The following is a 14,995-nucleotide window of genomic DNA, read 5'->3' as shown; positions in this document are numbered from 1 at the left end:
GCCGTCCCCACCGGCTCACCCTGTCCCGATCTTTCTCCAAGGAGCCGGCCGTGACCGCCGAGTCCGCCGTCACCACCTGCTTTCGTCACCCCAAGGTGGAGTCCCACGTCCGCTGCACCCGCTGCGACCGCTACATCTGTCCGGACTGCATGCGCGAGGCGGCCGTCGGCCACCAGTGCGTGGAGTGCGTGAGGGAGGGCGCGCGGTCGGTCCGGCAGGCGCGCACGGCGTTCGGCGGCCGGATCAGCACGGTACCGCTGGTGACCTATGTCCTCATCGGGCTCAATGTGCTCGCCTACCTCGCCGAGTTGGCGCGGCCGTCCATCGAGGACCGCTTCGCCATGCTCGGCACCGTGCCCGCGGGCTACCTGCCGGAGGGCGTCGCGCACGGCGAGTGGTACCGGCTGCTGACCGGCGCCTTCCTGCATCTGACGCCCGGCGAGGGCACGTTCGGCATCACGCACATCCTGTTCAACATGCTCGCGCTGTGGAACATCGGCCGGGTGGTCGAGGCACAGCTGGGCCGGGTCCGCTATCTCGCGCTGTATCTGCTGTCGGCGCTGGGCGGCTCGGTGCTGGTGCTGCTGCTCGCCCCCACGTCCTTCACCGTCGGCGCGTCCGGCGCGATCTTCGGCCTGGGGGCGGCGTACTACGTGATGGGCCGTCGCCTCGGCTACGACATGCGGGCGGTCAACCAGTACATGGGCGGGCTGCTGGCCTGGCTGGTGATCTCCGCCTGGCTGACCTCCTGGCAGGCCCACCTCGGCGGCCTGCTCGCGGGCGGAGCGGTGACGCTGGCCTACGCGTACGCGCCCCGGGACAGCCGGCGCACCCTGGTCCAGGCGGGCGTGTGCGTGGCCCTGCTGGCGCTGCTGCTGGCGCTCACCTGGATGAAGGTGACCTCGCTGACGGCCTGAACGGGCGCGGGAAAACCAGGTGTCCGGCAACCGAGCCGACCGTACGCTTCCGGCCATGCCTGAGCACCCGTGGTTCGTCATCGAACCGGAAGACGACGAAGAGTTCGAGTTCAGCGACGACGAACGCGCCTTCGTGGCCGCGCTGCGGGAGCGCACCGCCGGTTGGGCCTCGGCAGGGGTCGACGGAGAGCTCGCGCGGACGGACGCGTGGGATTCGCTGGTGGCCCATCTGTCCTTCAGCGATCCCGGGGGCCGGCTCCATCTGCTCTGCGCGGGTGTGCACTTCACCGGGGACCGCGTCCGCGGAGACCGTCTGCACAACCAGCTGTTCACCCTGACCGACCGCCCGTCGAGCTGGGCCCTGGAGGCCACCGGCACGGTCGAGGAGCTGGCCGACCGGTCGGCGGACTGGTTCCGGACGGTGCTGGAGAAGCCCGTCGTGCTGTACGTATGGCTGAACCCCGACCGGTACGCCTACGCGGCACGGTTCGCCTTCGCCGACGACGACCGGACGATAAGCCAGCTGTACCGCGAGGATCTGGCGCCACCGGGCCAGGCGGAGGAGCTGATCGCGGCCGGGCATGTGCACGGCCGTGGCTGGATCCAGACCGTCGGCCTGCCCACGCCCACGCTGTACCAGCACATCCGCGGCGATCCGAGCAGGGCCGCTCTGCCGCCGGGGGTGAGGGCCGTCACCGAGCGCGGACCCCTCGCGGGCGTCTGGTACGAGTAGGCACGGCCCGCGGAAAGCAACGACGCCTGCCCAGGCGTCCGGTCGGGGACAGGGGCAGGCGTCGTCTGGTGTTCCGTACGCCGTTGTACGGGACGTCTATACGGGGTGCCGTCAGACCGCCAGGGCGCGGTCGGTCGGGCGGATCGGGGCCGGCAGGTCGCTGGCACCGGTCAGGAACCGGTCGACACCGCGGGCGGCCGAACGGCCCTCCGCGATCGCCCACACGATGAGGGACTGGCCGCGGCCGGCGTCACCGGCGACGAACACACCCGGCACGTTGGTCTGGAAGTCGGCGTCGCGGGCGATGTTACCGCGTTCGTCGAGCTCCAGGCCGAACTGCTCCACCAGGCCGTTCTCCCGGTCGGTGCCGGTGAAGCCCATGGCGAGGGTGACCAGCTGGGCGGGGATCTTGCGCTCGGTGCCCGGCTTGGAGGTCAGCTTGCCGTCCACGAACTCCACCTCGGCGAGGTGCAGCCACTGCACGTTGCCGTCCTCGTCGCCCTCGAAGTGGGTGGTGGAGGCGGAGTAGATCCGCTCGCCGCCCTCCTCGTGGGCCGAGGTGACCTTGTACAGGATCGGGAAGGTCGGCCAGGGCTGGTTGGTCGGGTGCCGCTCGTCGTTCGGGCGGGGCATGATCTCCAGCTGGGTGACCGAGGCAGCGCCCTGCCGGTGGGCGGTGCCCACGCAGTCCGCGCCGGTGTCGCCGCCGCCGATGACGACGACGTGCTTGCCCTCGGCCGAGATCGGCGCGGTGACGTAGTCGCCCTCCTGCACCTTGTTCGCCAGGGGCAGGTACTCCATCGCCTGGTGGATGCCCTTGAGCTCGCGGCCCGGCACCGGCAGGTCACGGGCGGTCGTGGCGCCGGCGGCGATAACGATCGCGTCGTACCGCTTCTTCAGATCGCGGGCGTTGATGTCCCGGCCGATCTCGACGCCGGTGCGGAAGCGGGTGCCCTCCGCGCGCATCTGCTCGATACGGCGGTTGATGTGCCGCTTCTCCATCTTGAACTCGGGGATGCCGTACCGGAGGAGACCTCCGATGCGGTCCGCGCGCTCGTAGACGGCGACCGTGTGGCCGGCCCGGGTCAGCTGCTGGGCGGCGGCGAGACCCGACGGGCCCGAGCCGATGACCGCGACCGTCTTGCCGGACAGGCGCTCGGGGATCTGCGGGGCGACCGTGCCCGAGTCCCACGCCTTGTCGATGATGGAGACCTCGACGTTCTTGATGGTGACCGGCGGCTGGTTGATGCCGAGCACACACGCCGACTCACAGGGGGCCGGGCAGAGGCGGCCCGTGAACTCCGGGAAGTTGTTCGTGGCGTGCAGGCGCTCCGAAGCCGCCGACCAGTCCTGGCGGTAGGCGTAGTCGTTCCACTCGGGGATCAGGTTCCCCAGCGGGCAGCCGTTGTGACAGAACGGGATGCCGCAGTCCATGCACCGGCTGGCCTGCTTGCTGATGATCGGCAGCAGGGAACCGGGGACGTAGACCTCGTTCCAGTCCTTGACGCGCTCACCGACGGGACGGGTCTTGGCGACCTCACGGCCGTGGTTCAGGAAGCCCTTCGGGTCAGCCATTGATCGCCGCCTCCATCATCTTCTCGGTGATCTCGGTCTCGGTCAGACCGGCTCGCTCGGCGGCGTCCTTGGCGGCGAGCACTGCCTTGTACGTGCTGGGGATGATCTTGCTGAACCGCGCCACGGCCTGCTCCCAGTCGGCGAGCAGCTTCTCGGCGACCGTCGAGCCGGTCTCCTCGGCGTGGCGGCGCACCACGTCGTGCAGCCACTGCTGGTCCGCCTCGTCCAGCGCCTCGACCGACCCTGCGTTGCCGGAGTTGACGTTGTCGCGGTCGAGGTCGATGACGTAGGCGATGCCGCCGGACATGCCCGCCGCGAAGTTGCGGCCGGTCGGGCCGAGGACGACCGCGCGACCGCCGGTCATGTACTCGCAGCCGTGGTCGCCCACGCCCTCGGACACGACCAGCGCCCCGGAGTTGCGGACGCAGAACCGCTCACCGGTACGACCGCGCAGGAACAGCTCGCCGCCGGTGGCGCCGTAGCCGATGGTGTTGCCCGCGATGGTGGAGAACTCGGCGAGGTGGTCGGCGGCCCGGTCCGGGCGGACGACGATACGGCCGCCGGACAGGCCCTTGCCGACGTAGTCGTTGGCGTCGCCCTCCAGGCGCAGCGTGACACCGCGCGGCAGGAACGCGCCGAAGGACTGGCCGGCCGAACCGGTGAAGGTGATGTCGATGGTGTCGTCGGGCAGACCCGCGCCGCCGAACTTCTTCGTCACCTCGTGGCCGAGCATGGTGCCGACCGTGCGGTTGATGTTGCGGATGGCGACCTGGGCGCGCACCGGCTGGGCCTCGGTCGCGTCGTTCGCGGCCAGGGCGTCGGCGGCGAGCTTGATCAGCTCGTTGTCCAGCGCCTTCTCCAGGCCGTGGTCCTGCTCGACCACCCGGTGGCGCACGGCGCCCTCGGGCAGCGACGGCACGTGGAACAGCGGCTCCAGGTCCAGGCCCTGGGCCTTCCAGTGGTCGACGGCGCGCTCGACGTCCAGCACCTCGGCGTGGCCGACGGCCTCCTCGATGGAGCGGAAGCCCAGCTCGGCCAGCAGCTCGCGGACCTCCTCGGCGATGAACTGGAAGAAGTTCACCACGTACTCGGCCTTGCCGGCGAAGCGGTCGCGCAGCGTCGGGTTCTGGGTGGCGATGCCGACCGGGCAGGTGTCCAGGTGGCAGACGCGCATCATCACGCAGCCGGAGACGACGAGCGGCGCGGTCGCGAAGCCGAACTCCTCGGCGCCGAGCAGCGCGGCGATGATCACGTCACGGCCGGTCTTCAGCTGGCCGTCCGTCTGGACCACGATCCGGTCGCGCAGCCCGTTGAGCAGCAGGGTCTGCTGAGTCTCGGCGAGGCCGAGCTCCCAGGGGCCGCCCGCGTGCTTCAGCGAGGTCAGCGGGGAGGCACCCGTACCGCCGTCGTGGCCGGAGATGAGCACCACGTCCGCGTGCGCCTTGGAGACACCCGCGGCGACCGTGCCGACGCCGACCTCCGACACCAGCTTCACGTGGATACGTGCCGCCGGGTTGGCGTTCTTCAGGTCGTGGATCAGCTGGGCCAGGTCCTCGATGGAGTAGATGTCGTGGTGCGGCGGCGGGGAGATCAGGCCGACACCCGGCGTCGAGTGACGCGTCTTCGCGACCCACGGGTAGACCTTGTGGCCGGGCAGCTGACCGCCCTCGCCGGGCTTGGCGCCCTGGGCCATCTTGATCTGGATGTCGTCCGCGTTGACCAGGTACTCCGAGGTCACACCGAAGCGGCCGGAGGCGACCTGCTTGATCGCCGAGCGGCGCGCCGGGTCGTACAGGCGCTCCGGGTCCTCGCCGCCCTCACCGGTGTTGGACTTGCCGCCCAGCTGGTTCATGGCGATGGCGAGGGTCTCGTGCGCCTCCTTGGAGATGGAGCCGTACGACATGGCGCCCGTCGAGAACCGCTTGACGATCTCGCTCACGGGCTCGACCTCGTCGATGGAGATCGGCTGCCGGTCGGACTTGAAACCGAACAGGCCGCGCAGCGTCATCAGGCGCTCGGACTGCTCGTTCACGCGGTCCGTGTACTTCTTGAAGATGTCGTAGCGACCCGTGCGCGTGGAGTGCTGGAGGCGGAAGACCGTCTCCGGGTCGAACAGGTGCGGCTCGCCCTCGCGGCGCCACTGGTACTCGCCGCCGATCTCCAGCGCGCGGTGCGCCGGCGCGATGCCGGAGGCCGGGTAGGCCTTGGCGTGGCGGGCGGCGACCTCCTTGGCGATGACGTCGATGCCGACGCCGCCGATCTTGGTGGCGGTGCCGTTGAAGTACTTGTCGACGAAGGCCTCGTCCAGGCCGACGGCCTCGAAGACCTGGGCGCCGCGGTAGGAGGCGACGGTGGAGATGCCCATCTTCGACATGACCTTCAGCACGCCCTTGCCCAGGGCGTAGATCAGGTTCTTGATGGCCTTCTCCGGCTCCAGGCCGTTCAGGAAGGTGCCGGCGCGCAGCAGGTCCTCGACCGACTCCATCGCCAGGTACGGGTTGACGGCGGCGGCGCCGTAGCCGATCAGCAGGGCGACGTGGTGGACCTCGCGGACGTCACCGGCCTCGACCAGCAGGCCCACGTGGGTGCGCTGCTTGGTGCGGATGAGGTGGTGGTGGACGGCCGCGGTGAGCAGCAGCGACGGGATCGGCGCGTGCTCGGCGTCCGAGTGGCGGTCCGACAGGACGATCAGGCGGGCGCCGTTCTCGATGGCGGCGTCGGCCTCGGCGCAGATCTCCGCGATGCGCGCGGCGAGGGAGTCGCCGCCGCCGGAGACCCGGTACAGGCCGGACAGGGTCGCGGCCTTGAAGCCGGGCATGTCGCCGTCGGCGTTGATGTGGATGAGCTTGGCCAGCTCGTCGTTGTCGATCACCGGGAAGGGCAGGGTGACCGAGCGGCAGGAGGCGGCCGTCGGGTCGAGCAGGTTGCCCTCCGGGCCCAGCGACGAGCGCAGGGAGGTGACCAGCTCCTCGCGGATCGCGTCCAGCGGCGGGTTGGTGACCTGCGCGAACAGCTGGGTGAAGTAGTCGAAGAGCAGCCGCGGGCGCTCGGACAGGGCCGCGATCGGCGAGTCCGTGCCCATGGAGCCGATCGGCTCGGCGCCGGTGCGGGCCATCGGCGCGAGGATGACGCGCAGCTCCTCCTCGGTGTAGCCGAAGGTCTGCTGGCGGCGGGTGACCGAGGCGTGGGTGTGGACGATGTGCTCGCGCTCGGGCAGGTCGCCCAGCTCGATCTCGCCGGCCTCCAGCCACTCGGCGTACGGCTTCTCGGCGGCGAGGGCGGCCTTGATCTCGTCGTCCTCGATGATGCGGTGCTCGGCGGTGTCGACGAGGAACATCTTGCCGGGCTGCAGCCGGCCCTTGCGGACGACCTTGGCCGGGTCGATGTCGAGGACGCCGACCTCGGAGCCGAGGACGACGAGGCCGTCGTCGGTGACCCAGTATCGGCCGGGGCGCAGACCGTTGCGGTCGAGCACGGCGCCGACCTGGGTGCCGTCGGTGAAGGTGACGCAGGCGGGGCCGTCCCAGGGCTCCATCATCGTGGAGTGGAAGCCGTAGAAGGCGCGCCGGGCCGGGTCCATGGAGTCGTGGTTCTCCCACGCCTCCGGGATCATCATCAGCACGGAGTGCGGCAGCGAACGGCCGCCCAGGTGCAGCAGCTCCAGCACCTCGTCGAAGGAGGCGGAGTCGGAGGCGTCCGGCGTGCAGACCGGGAAGATCCGCTCCAGCTTCTCCTGCGGCCCGAACAGGTCGGACACCAGCTGGGACTCGCGGGCGCGCATCCAGTTGCGGTTGCCCTTGACGGTGTTGATCTCACCGTTGTGGGCGACGAAGCGGTAGGGGTGCGCGAGCGGCCACGACGGGAAGGTGTTCGTGGAGAACCGGGAGTGCACGAGCGCGATCGCGGAGGCGAAGCGGCGGTCGGACAGGTCCGGGAAGAAGGGCTCCAGCTGGCCGGTGGTCAGCATGCCCTTGTACACGATCGTGCGCGCGGACAGCGACGGGAAGTAGACACCGGCCTCGCGTTCGGCGCGCTTGCGCAGCACGAAGGCCTTGCGGTCCAGCGCGATGCCCTCGCTGGCGTGGTCGGTGACGAAGACCTGCCGGAACACCGGCATCGTGGAGCGGGCGGTGGCACCCAGCAGCTCCGGGGCGACCGGAACCTCACGCCAGCCGAGGACCGTGAGCCCCTCCTCGTCGGCGATCGTCTCGATCTGCGAGACGGCCTCGGCGGTTCCGTCCACCGGCAGGAAGGCGATACCGGCGGCGTAGGAGCCGGCGGCGGGCAGTTCGAATCCGGCCACCTCGCGGAAGAAGGCGTCGGGCACCTGGGAGAGGATGCCGGCGCCGTCGCCCGAGTCGGGCTCGGAGCCCGTGGCACCGCGGTGCTCCAGGTTGCGCAGCACGGTGAGTGCCTGCTCAACCAGGGTGTGGGACGCCTCGCCGGTGAGGGTGGCGACGAAACCGACGCCGCACGCGTCGTGTTCGTTGCGGGGGTCGTACATACCCTGCGCAGCAGGGCGAGCATCCATGAACGACCAGTTCTGGCCATTCGCGGAGTGCTGGGACGGCTGGCGCGGCGTACGCATCGGCTCTCCCGTCGTCGTCATCAGGCATGTGGCAGCTGCCGAGGGACGACGTTGGCCCTCTGCGTGATCTCAAAATTTCGTGCAGGTTACATGATGGGGCGGTTCCCAGGAAGCGGATACACCGTTCCAACATGCGGACACCACGGGGTCCGTGGCGTAGGTGCCGCACGGAGGCGGCAGGGTGCCGCGCGTGGCGGCGGGACCGCACATGACGGCCTGGGTGCCGCGCGGTGGCGGCGAACGTGTGAGGGGGACCGGACGGACGAGATCGGTCGGATCGGCGTCCGGCGGCCCGATGGGGGGCGGGGGGAGCGTTGTCACTCACCCCACGGGGGTGCGGCAGGCGTCATTGCCCACAGCGCTTACGGCTCATGCCCGGTGGTCACGCATTCGAAACCAGCGAGTAACGGCCTTCGCGGCTACCTATGCGGCCCAACGCATAGGTACCGGCGGCGCTATCCTACGGCCGTTCCGATCAGGGTGCCCAGGGCGTACGTCACACCGGCCGCCGCACCGCCCAGCGCGAGCTGCCTGAGGCCGCTGTACCACCAGCTGCGCGCGGTCACCTTGGCCACCACGGCACCGCAGCCGAAGAGTCCGGCGAGGGCGAGCAGCACGGTGGGCCACAGCGCGCTCGCGCCGAGCAGGAACGGCAGCACGGGCAGCAGGGCACCGAGGGCGAAGGACCCGAAGGAGGAGACGGCGGCGACCAGCGGCGAGGGCAGGTCACCGGGGTCGATGCCCAGCTCCTCGCGGGCGTGGATCTCCAGGGCCTGCTCGGGATCCCTGGACAGCTGGCGGGCGACCTCCCGGGCCAGGGCGGGCTCCACGCCCCGGGCGACGTACAGTGCCGCGAGCTCGTCCTCCTCGTCCTGGGGGTGCTTGCGCAGCTCGCGGCGTTCGACATCGAGCTCGGCCTCGACCAGTTCCCGCTGGGAGGCCACCGAGGTGTACTCGCCGGCCGCCATGGAGAAGGCACCCGCCGCCAGCCCCGCCAGGCCGGTGATGACAATGGTCTGCTGGCTCGCGGACCCACCGGCCACACCGGTCATCAGGGCGAGGTTGGAGACAAGACCGTCCATGGCGCCGAAGATGGCGGGGCGCAGCCAGCCGCCGTTGACATCGCGGTGCGTGTGGTTGTCTCGGTGCGCTTCGTGCAGCGCGGCCTGGGTTTCGATGACGGCCATGCGGGCCCCCCGGATAGCTTAGCCAAAGCTAACTTTGGACGAGTTCTACTTTTCGACAACACTGAACCTACGCCCCTTCTTCCACTCCCGCCAGCAAGGAAAGGCTGGGCTAACCAGCACCTTTTCCGACCTTTGCTCATCCGTGCATGATCTTGCTCAGATGCCAAGCGGGTGACTTCGAGCAGTGCGGGGGCTCGTGCGGCCGCACGCCGTGGCACACATCCGCAAAGCGCCTTCCTGGCCCCGAAGGAGTCCGCCCATGGCATCGATCGCCTGCACTCCCCCGGCCTCGGTGCCCGACGACGCCGCCGGTCTCCGGGAAAGGGCCCGCGGGGCACTGCTCGGCCTGGCCGTCGGGGACGCGCTGGGAGCGCCGGCGGAGAACCTGAAGCCGTCCGAGATCCGGGCCCGCTGGGGCCGCATCACGGGCTATGTGGCCGACGTTCCGTCCGGCACGGACGACACGGAGTACGCGATCTTCTCGGGCCTGCTGCTCGCCCGGCACGGCTCGGCGCTGACCCCGGCCCATGTCGAGGCGGCCTGGCACGAGTGGATCGCCGACCGCGCCGAGGGCCCCTTCCGGGGCGCGGGCTTCAGCGAGCGCGGCACGCTGGAGAACCTGCGCCGGGGTCTCGCCGCCCCGATCTCGGCCCAGCACCGGCACGCCTGGAGCGACGGTCTGGCCATGCGGGCGGCCCCCTTCGGGGTCTTCGCCGCGGGCCGCCCCGCCGAAGCGGCCCGGCTGGTGGCGATCGACGGTTCGGTGAGTCACGAGGGCGAGGGCATCTACGGCGGCCAGGCGGTCGCGGCGGGGGTGGCGGCGGCGATGACGGGCGCGCCGGTTCCGGCGGTGATCGCCTCCGCCCTGGCGGTGATCCCCGAGGACTCCTGGACGGCACGCTCCCTGCGCCGGGCGGTGGCCGTCGCCCACCGCGGCGAACGCGCCGTCCGCTCCGCGGTCGTCATCGGCGGCTACCCCTGGACCGACCTGGCACCCGAGGCGGTCGCCCTCGCCTTCGGCGCGTACGCGGCGGCCGACGGCGACTTCGGGGAGGCGGTCCTCACGGCCGTCAACATGGGCCGCGACGCGGATACGACGGCTGCGGTGGCCGGCGCCCTGTCCGGCGCGACCCACGGCATCTCCGCGATCCCGCCCACCTGGTCCTCCGCCATCGGCCCGGCCCGGGGCCGCTGCCTGCCGTCCATGGCGGGCCACCACATCCTGGATGTGGCGGAGCTGCTGGTACCGGGGGAGGGCGGGAAGTGGGGGGTGGGGGTGGCGCTTCCGGGGGTGCTGCCGGAGTCAAGTGGGCGGCCGGGCGAGCGGGGAGCCATGGGGCGGAGCCCCTTGGTTGGGGCGGGGAACTCCGGGCACCCGGACAGCGAGGTGCAGTCATGACAGCGCGCCGTATCGAGGGACTCCTGCTCGGCCTGGCCGCGGGCGACGCCGCCGGCTGGCCGGCCGCACGGCACCGGGCCAGCCGTATGCCCGAGTGGACCCGTCGCCTCACCCGCGAGCTGGACGCCTTCGCCGAGCAGAACGCCACCACCACCCTCCCGGTACCGATCGCCCTCAACCAACCCCCCGACCCCCTCCGCCTCGGTCCCTCCGACGACGCCGAGTGGGCCGCCTTCGCCGCGGAGGCGGTGCTGCGGGCCGGCGACGACGACGCCCTCGGCGACCTCAGCCGGGAGCGCCGTACCCGCGCCGCCATCGACCTCACCTGGACCGCCGTGGCCGCGGAGGTCGCCGCCGCGGAGGAGCGCGCACCCGAGGTGGAGTCCGCCGTGCTCCCGCTGCGCGCCCGCATCTCCGTCCGCTCCGGCCTCGGTAACCTCGCCGCCGGCCTGCGTCCGCCCGCGACCGGCCACGACAACCCGCACTACTTCGACGACGCCGCCTGCGTCCGTGCCTGCGTGCTCGCCGTCGCCCACCCCGGTGACCCCGAACGCGCCGCCGCCCTCGCCGAGTTCGACGCCCGCTACACCCAGGACGGCGACGGCGTGCACGGCGCCCGTGCCATGGCCGCGGCCCTCGCGCTCGCCCTCGCCGGCGCCGGGACGGACACCTGCGTGGCCGCCGCACTCGCCGAACTCCCGCCCGACACCGAGATCGGCCGCAACGCCCGCCACGCGCTGGCCCTCGCCGAGGACGGCGAATCCGCCTTCGCCCTCGTCCCGCTCCTGGAGCACCAGATCGTCGACCACGTCTACAGCTACGGCATCGCCGCCGCCGAGACCGTCCCGGTCGCCCTCGCCCTGGCCACCGCCGCCCGCGGCCGTATCGCCGAGGCGGTACCCGCCGCCGTCTGCCTGTCCCGGGTCGCCGACTCGGCCCCGGCCCTCGCGGGCGCCCTCACCGGAGCCCTCGGGGGTGGCGCGGCCGTGCCGGAGACCTGGCGGGACGCCTGCCGGACCCTGTCCGGCTGCGTCCTGCCCCGTCTCAGCGGCACCGACCTGGTGGAACTCGCCGGACTCCTGGAAGCCGCGCAACCGGCCCACCCAGGAGGATGATTCGGGGCATGACGCCCATGGAGTCCAAAGGACTCAAAGAAGAAGAAAGCAGCCCACCATCCCCGCCCGGTCTCGACGACCGGATCACCGGCGCCCTCGTCGGAGCCGCCGTCGGCGACGCCCTCGGCGGCCCGGTCGAGGGCTACTCCCCCGACCAGATCGCCGAGCGCCACGGCGGCCGCGTCCACGGCGTCGTCGGCCCCTGGCACGGCGACGACTGGCGCACCGCCCGCCCCATCGCGCCGTACCACAAGGGCGACGGCCATGTCACCGACGACACCCTGATGACGCATGCGCTGATCCGGGTGTACGCCCGAGTGCGCGATCACCTCGACGCGTACGCGATCGCCGACCACCTGGTCCCGGACCTGATGACGAACCCGCGCTGGATCCCGGAGCTGGAGACCGAGGCCCTGCCGCTGCACCGCCTCTTCCTCGCCGAGAAATGGCTCGTGGCCCGGCTGGCCTACGGTCACGCAGACCCCCGGGAGGCGGGCGTCGGCAACATCGTCAACTGCGGCGCGGCGATGTACATGACCCCCGTCGGTCTGGTCAACGCCGCCAACCCGGCCGCCGCCTACGCCGAGGCACTGGACATCGCCGGTGCGCACCAGTCGTCGTACGGCCGTGAGGCGGCCGGTGTCCTCGCCGCGGCCGTCGCCGCCGCCGCGACTCCGGGCGCGACCCCGGACTCGGTCGTCACCGCCTGTCTGTCCCTGGCGAAGGACGGCACGCGCGAGGCGATCGAGAAGGTCTGCGAAGCGGCCCGCGGCCACAGCGACTTCGAGTCGGCGCTCGGGCCGCTGCGCGCGGCGGTGGCCCCGTACGACACCGTCGGCCCGGACTACCGCGCCCCCTCCCTGGCCGCCCGCCGTCCCTCCCGGCTGCACGCGATCGAGGAACTGCCCATCGCGCTCGGCATGGTGCTGGTCTCCGGCGGCGACTACCGGCACGCCGTCCTCGGTGCCGTCAACTACGGCCGCGACTGCGACTCGATCGCCACGATGGCCGGTGCCCTCGCGGGCGCCCTGGGCTCGCCCGTCCCGGAGGACTGGGCGAAGACGGTGGCGGAGGCCAGCCGGCTGGACCTGTGGGAGCCGGCCCGCACGCTGGCCGGAGTCGCGCGGGAGGTCTTCGAACGGGACGTGTGCCGGCGGCGCGCGCACGAGCGGGCGTTCAGCGCCCTCGGAGGCAGCGCATGCTCCGACTGACCTGGGTCCAGCCGGAGGACCTGCTCGGCCACGAGCTGCGCCAGGCCCGCCTGGACGGGCGGGAGCCGTCGGCGATCGAGGCACGGTGGCGAGCGGCGGGCGGCCCGGACGCCCCGCCCCGGGCGGGCGCGTCCGCCCACGGCGTCTCGCGGTATCTGCGCCTCCTGGCCGAAGACCTCCTGGACGAACTGGCCGACCTTCCCAGCGGCTTGTCCCACGACGAGCCGACCGACCTGGCCCGCATCAAGTCCCTGTGCCCGAACTGGCCGGACCCGCCGGCGCGGGCGAGCGAAACCCACCCCCGGCCGGCCCCCACCCCGGCCGGCCTGGAAGCCGCCTGGCTCGGCCGGGCCATCGGGTGCCTCCTCGGCAAGCCCGTCGAAAAGCTCCCCCTCGACGGCATCCGAGCCCTCGCCCAGGCCACCGGTAACTGGCCCCTCACCACGTACTTCACGGCCCGCGGCGTCCCCGAGGACCTCCTCGCCCAGTACCCCTGGAACCGCCGCTCCGCCCCCACCTCCCTCGCCGAGAACATCGACGGCATGCCGGAGGACGACGACCTCAACTACCCCCTCCTGAACCTCCTGCTCCTGCGCCGTCACGGCAGGACCTTCAGCACCGACGACGTGGCCCGGCTCTGGCTGGACGAACTCCCGCCCGGCCGCACCTTCACCGCCGAACGCGTCGCCTGCCGCAACCTCCTCACCGGCATCGAGCCCCCGCACACCGCCCGCCACCGCAACCCCTTCCGCGAGTGGATCGGCGCCCTGATCCGCGCCGATGTGCACGGCTGGACCAACCCCGGCGACCCGGGCGCCGCCGCCGCACAGGCGCACCGCGACGCGGTCCTCACCCACACCGCCAACGGCGTCTACGCGGCGATGTTCACGGCCGCCGTCATCGCCACCGCCGCCACCGGATGCCAGGACGTCCACACCTGTCTGCGCACCGGCCGCCGGGTGATCCCGCCCCGCTCCCGGCTCGCGCGGGCGATCGACCACGCCGTCCGACTGGCCGAGTCCCACCAGGACTTCGACGACGTCGTCGACGAGCTCCACGCCCGCTACTCCCCCGCCCACCACTGGGTGCACGCCATCCCCAACACCGCCCTGATCGCCGCCGCCCTCACCCACGCGGACGGCGACTTCACCGGCTCCATCTGCCGTGCGGTCTCGGGGGGCCTGGACACCGATTCCAACGGCGCCACGGCCGGCAGCATCGCGGGGCTCCTCGCGGGCGACCCCGCCGCGCTCCCCGACCGCTGGCGGGCCCCGCTGAAGAACCGGCTCGCCACCACCGTCGCCGACTTCGACGGCACCGGCTTCGACACCCTCGCCCATCTCACCCACCTGGAGGCGACCCGCCCATGACCCACATCGTCGTCCTCGGCAGCACGAACATGGACCTCGTCACCTATGTCGCGAAGGCCCCGCAGCGCGGCGAGACCGTGACGGGACGTGAGTTCCACACCATCCCCGGCGGCAAGGGGTCCAACCAGGCGATCGCCGCGGCCCGCGCCGGCGCCACCGTCTCGATGATCGGCGCGGTCGGCAACGACGCCTTCGGGCTGCGGCTGCGCGACACCCTCGAACACTCCGGCGTGGACACCGACTTCCTGCGCACGGTCGAGGGCCCGTCCGGCACCGCGCACATCGTGGTGGACGACGAGGGCGCCAACTCCATCGTCGTCATCCCCGGCGCGAACGGCACCGTCGACCACCTCTCCCCCGGCGACGAGGGAGTGATCGCCTCCGCCGACGCCCTGCTGCTGCAGCTGGAGATCCCGCTGCGCGCGGTCGTCGCGGGTGCGCAGGCGGCGCGCCGGCACGGGGTCCGTACGGTGCTCACCCCGTCCCCCGCCCAGCCGCTGCCGCCCGAACTCCTCGCCGCGACCGACCTGTTGGTGCCCAACGAGTACGAGGCGGTCACCCTCACCGGCCGCACCGACCCGCGCGAGGCCGCCGCCGCCCTGCTGGACCTGGTGCCGGAGGTGGCCGTCACCCTGGGCGCCACCGGCAGCCTGTATCTGGCCCGGGGCACCGAACCGCTCGTGACGCCGGCGCCGAAGGTGACCGCCGTCGACTCCACGGGCGCCGGTGACACCTTCGTCGGCGCGCTCGCGGTGGCCCTCGCCGAGGAGAAACCGGTACAGGAGGCCCTGTCCTGGGCGGCGGCCGCCGCGGCGATCTCCGTCCAGCGGGCCGGGGCGTCGGTGTCGATGCCGTACCGCCCGGAGATCGACGCCCAGTTCACGGCGTGAGGTACGACGA

General features: G+C 72.1%; 10 protein-coding genes. 7 read left to right on the top strand and 3 right to left on the bottom strand.

The features are described 5' to 3' along the window. Window positions 1-50 precede the first annotated feature (50 nt). A complete protein-coding gene (locus ACWCQS_RS10640; protein WP_451004083.1) occupies window positions 51-917 on the top strand; it encodes a rhomboid family intramembrane serine protease in 867 nt (288 codons plus the stop codon). Between the two features lie 55 nt (window positions 918-972). After that, complete coding sequence (locus tag ACWCQS_RS10635) at window positions 973-1,650, top strand: hypothetical protein (protein ID WP_451004082.1); 678 nt, start codon at window positions 973-975, stop codon at window positions 1,648-1,650. 111 nt (window positions 1,651-1,761) lie between these two features. Here the strand turns inward: ACWCQS_RS10635 and ACWCQS_RS10630 are convergent, their stop codons facing one another. The 3 genes from ACWCQS_RS10630 to ACWCQS_RS10620 all read right to left on the bottom strand — a co-directional run bounded on the left by ACWCQS_RS10630 (window position 1,762) and on the right by ACWCQS_RS10620 (window position 9,000). Next, the gene (locus ACWCQS_RS10630; protein WP_451004081.1) at window positions 1,762-3,225 is read right to left on the bottom strand and encodes a glutamate synthase subunit beta; all 1,464 of its coding nucleotides are present in this window, start codon (window positions 3,223-3,225) and stop codon (window positions 1,762-1,764) included. After that, complete coding sequence (gene gltB / locus ACWCQS_RS10625; protein ID WP_451004080.1) at window positions 3,218-7,813, bottom strand: glutamate synthase large subunit; 4,596 nt, start codon at window positions 7,811-7,813, stop codon at window positions 3,218-3,220. The genes ACWCQS_RS10630 and gltB overlap by 8 nt, the downstream gene beginning before the upstream one ends. A gap of 455 nt (window positions 7,814-8,268) precedes the next feature. Beyond that, window positions 8,269-9,000: a VIT1/CCC1 transporter family protein gene (locus ACWCQS_RS10620; RefSeq protein ID WP_451004079.1), complete on the bottom strand. Its 732-nt coding sequence runs from the start codon at window positions 8,998-9,000 to the stop codon at window positions 8,269-8,271. A 259-nt stretch (window positions 9,001-9,259) separates the two neighbouring features. Here ACWCQS_RS10620 and ACWCQS_RS10615 point away from each other — a divergent pair, with 259 nt between their 5' ends. From ACWCQS_RS10615 to rbsK, 5 genes are read left to right on the top strand one after another with little or no spacing between them, the layout of a single operon-like run. Continuing rightward, entirely contained in the window at window positions 9,260-10,399 is a 1,140-nt protein-coding gene (locus tag ACWCQS_RS10615) for an ADP-ribosylglycohydrolase family protein (protein ID WP_451004078.1), read from the top strand. Continuing rightward, complete coding sequence (locus ACWCQS_RS10610; protein WP_451004077.1) at window positions 10,396-11,514, top strand: ADP-ribosylglycohydrolase family protein; 1,119 nt, start codon at window positions 10,396-10,398, stop codon at window positions 11,512-11,514. The genes ACWCQS_RS10615 and ACWCQS_RS10610 overlap by 4 nt, the downstream gene beginning before the upstream one ends. Before the next feature lie 17 nt (window positions 11,515-11,531). Further along, window positions 11,532-12,725 (top strand): ADP-ribosylglycohydrolase family protein, encoded by a 1,194-nt coding sequence (locus tag ACWCQS_RS10605; protein WP_451004302.1) that lies wholly within the window; start codon window positions 11,532-11,534, stop codon window positions 12,723-12,725. Continuing rightward, entirely contained in the window at window positions 12,713-14,095 is a 1,383-nt protein-coding gene (locus ACWCQS_RS10600; RefSeq protein WP_451004076.1) for an ADP-ribosylglycohydrolase family protein, read from the top strand. Before ACWCQS_RS10605 ends, ACWCQS_RS10600 begins: the two co-directional genes overlap by 13 nt. Continuing rightward, on the top strand, window positions 14,092-14,985 hold the full coding sequence (rbsK, locus tag ACWCQS_RS10595; RefSeq protein WP_451004075.1) for a ribokinase: 894 nt from the start codon (window positions 14,092-14,094) through the stop codon (window positions 14,983-14,985). Before ACWCQS_RS10600 ends, rbsK begins: the two co-directional genes overlap by 4 nt. The last annotated feature ends 10 nt before the right edge of the window (window positions 14,986-14,995 follow it).

The organism is Streptomyces sp. NPDC002076, from assembly GCF_053593835.1.
The sequence above is the reverse complement of the archived record's forward strand: the minus strand, read 5'-3'. Positions and strand labels throughout refer to the sequence as shown.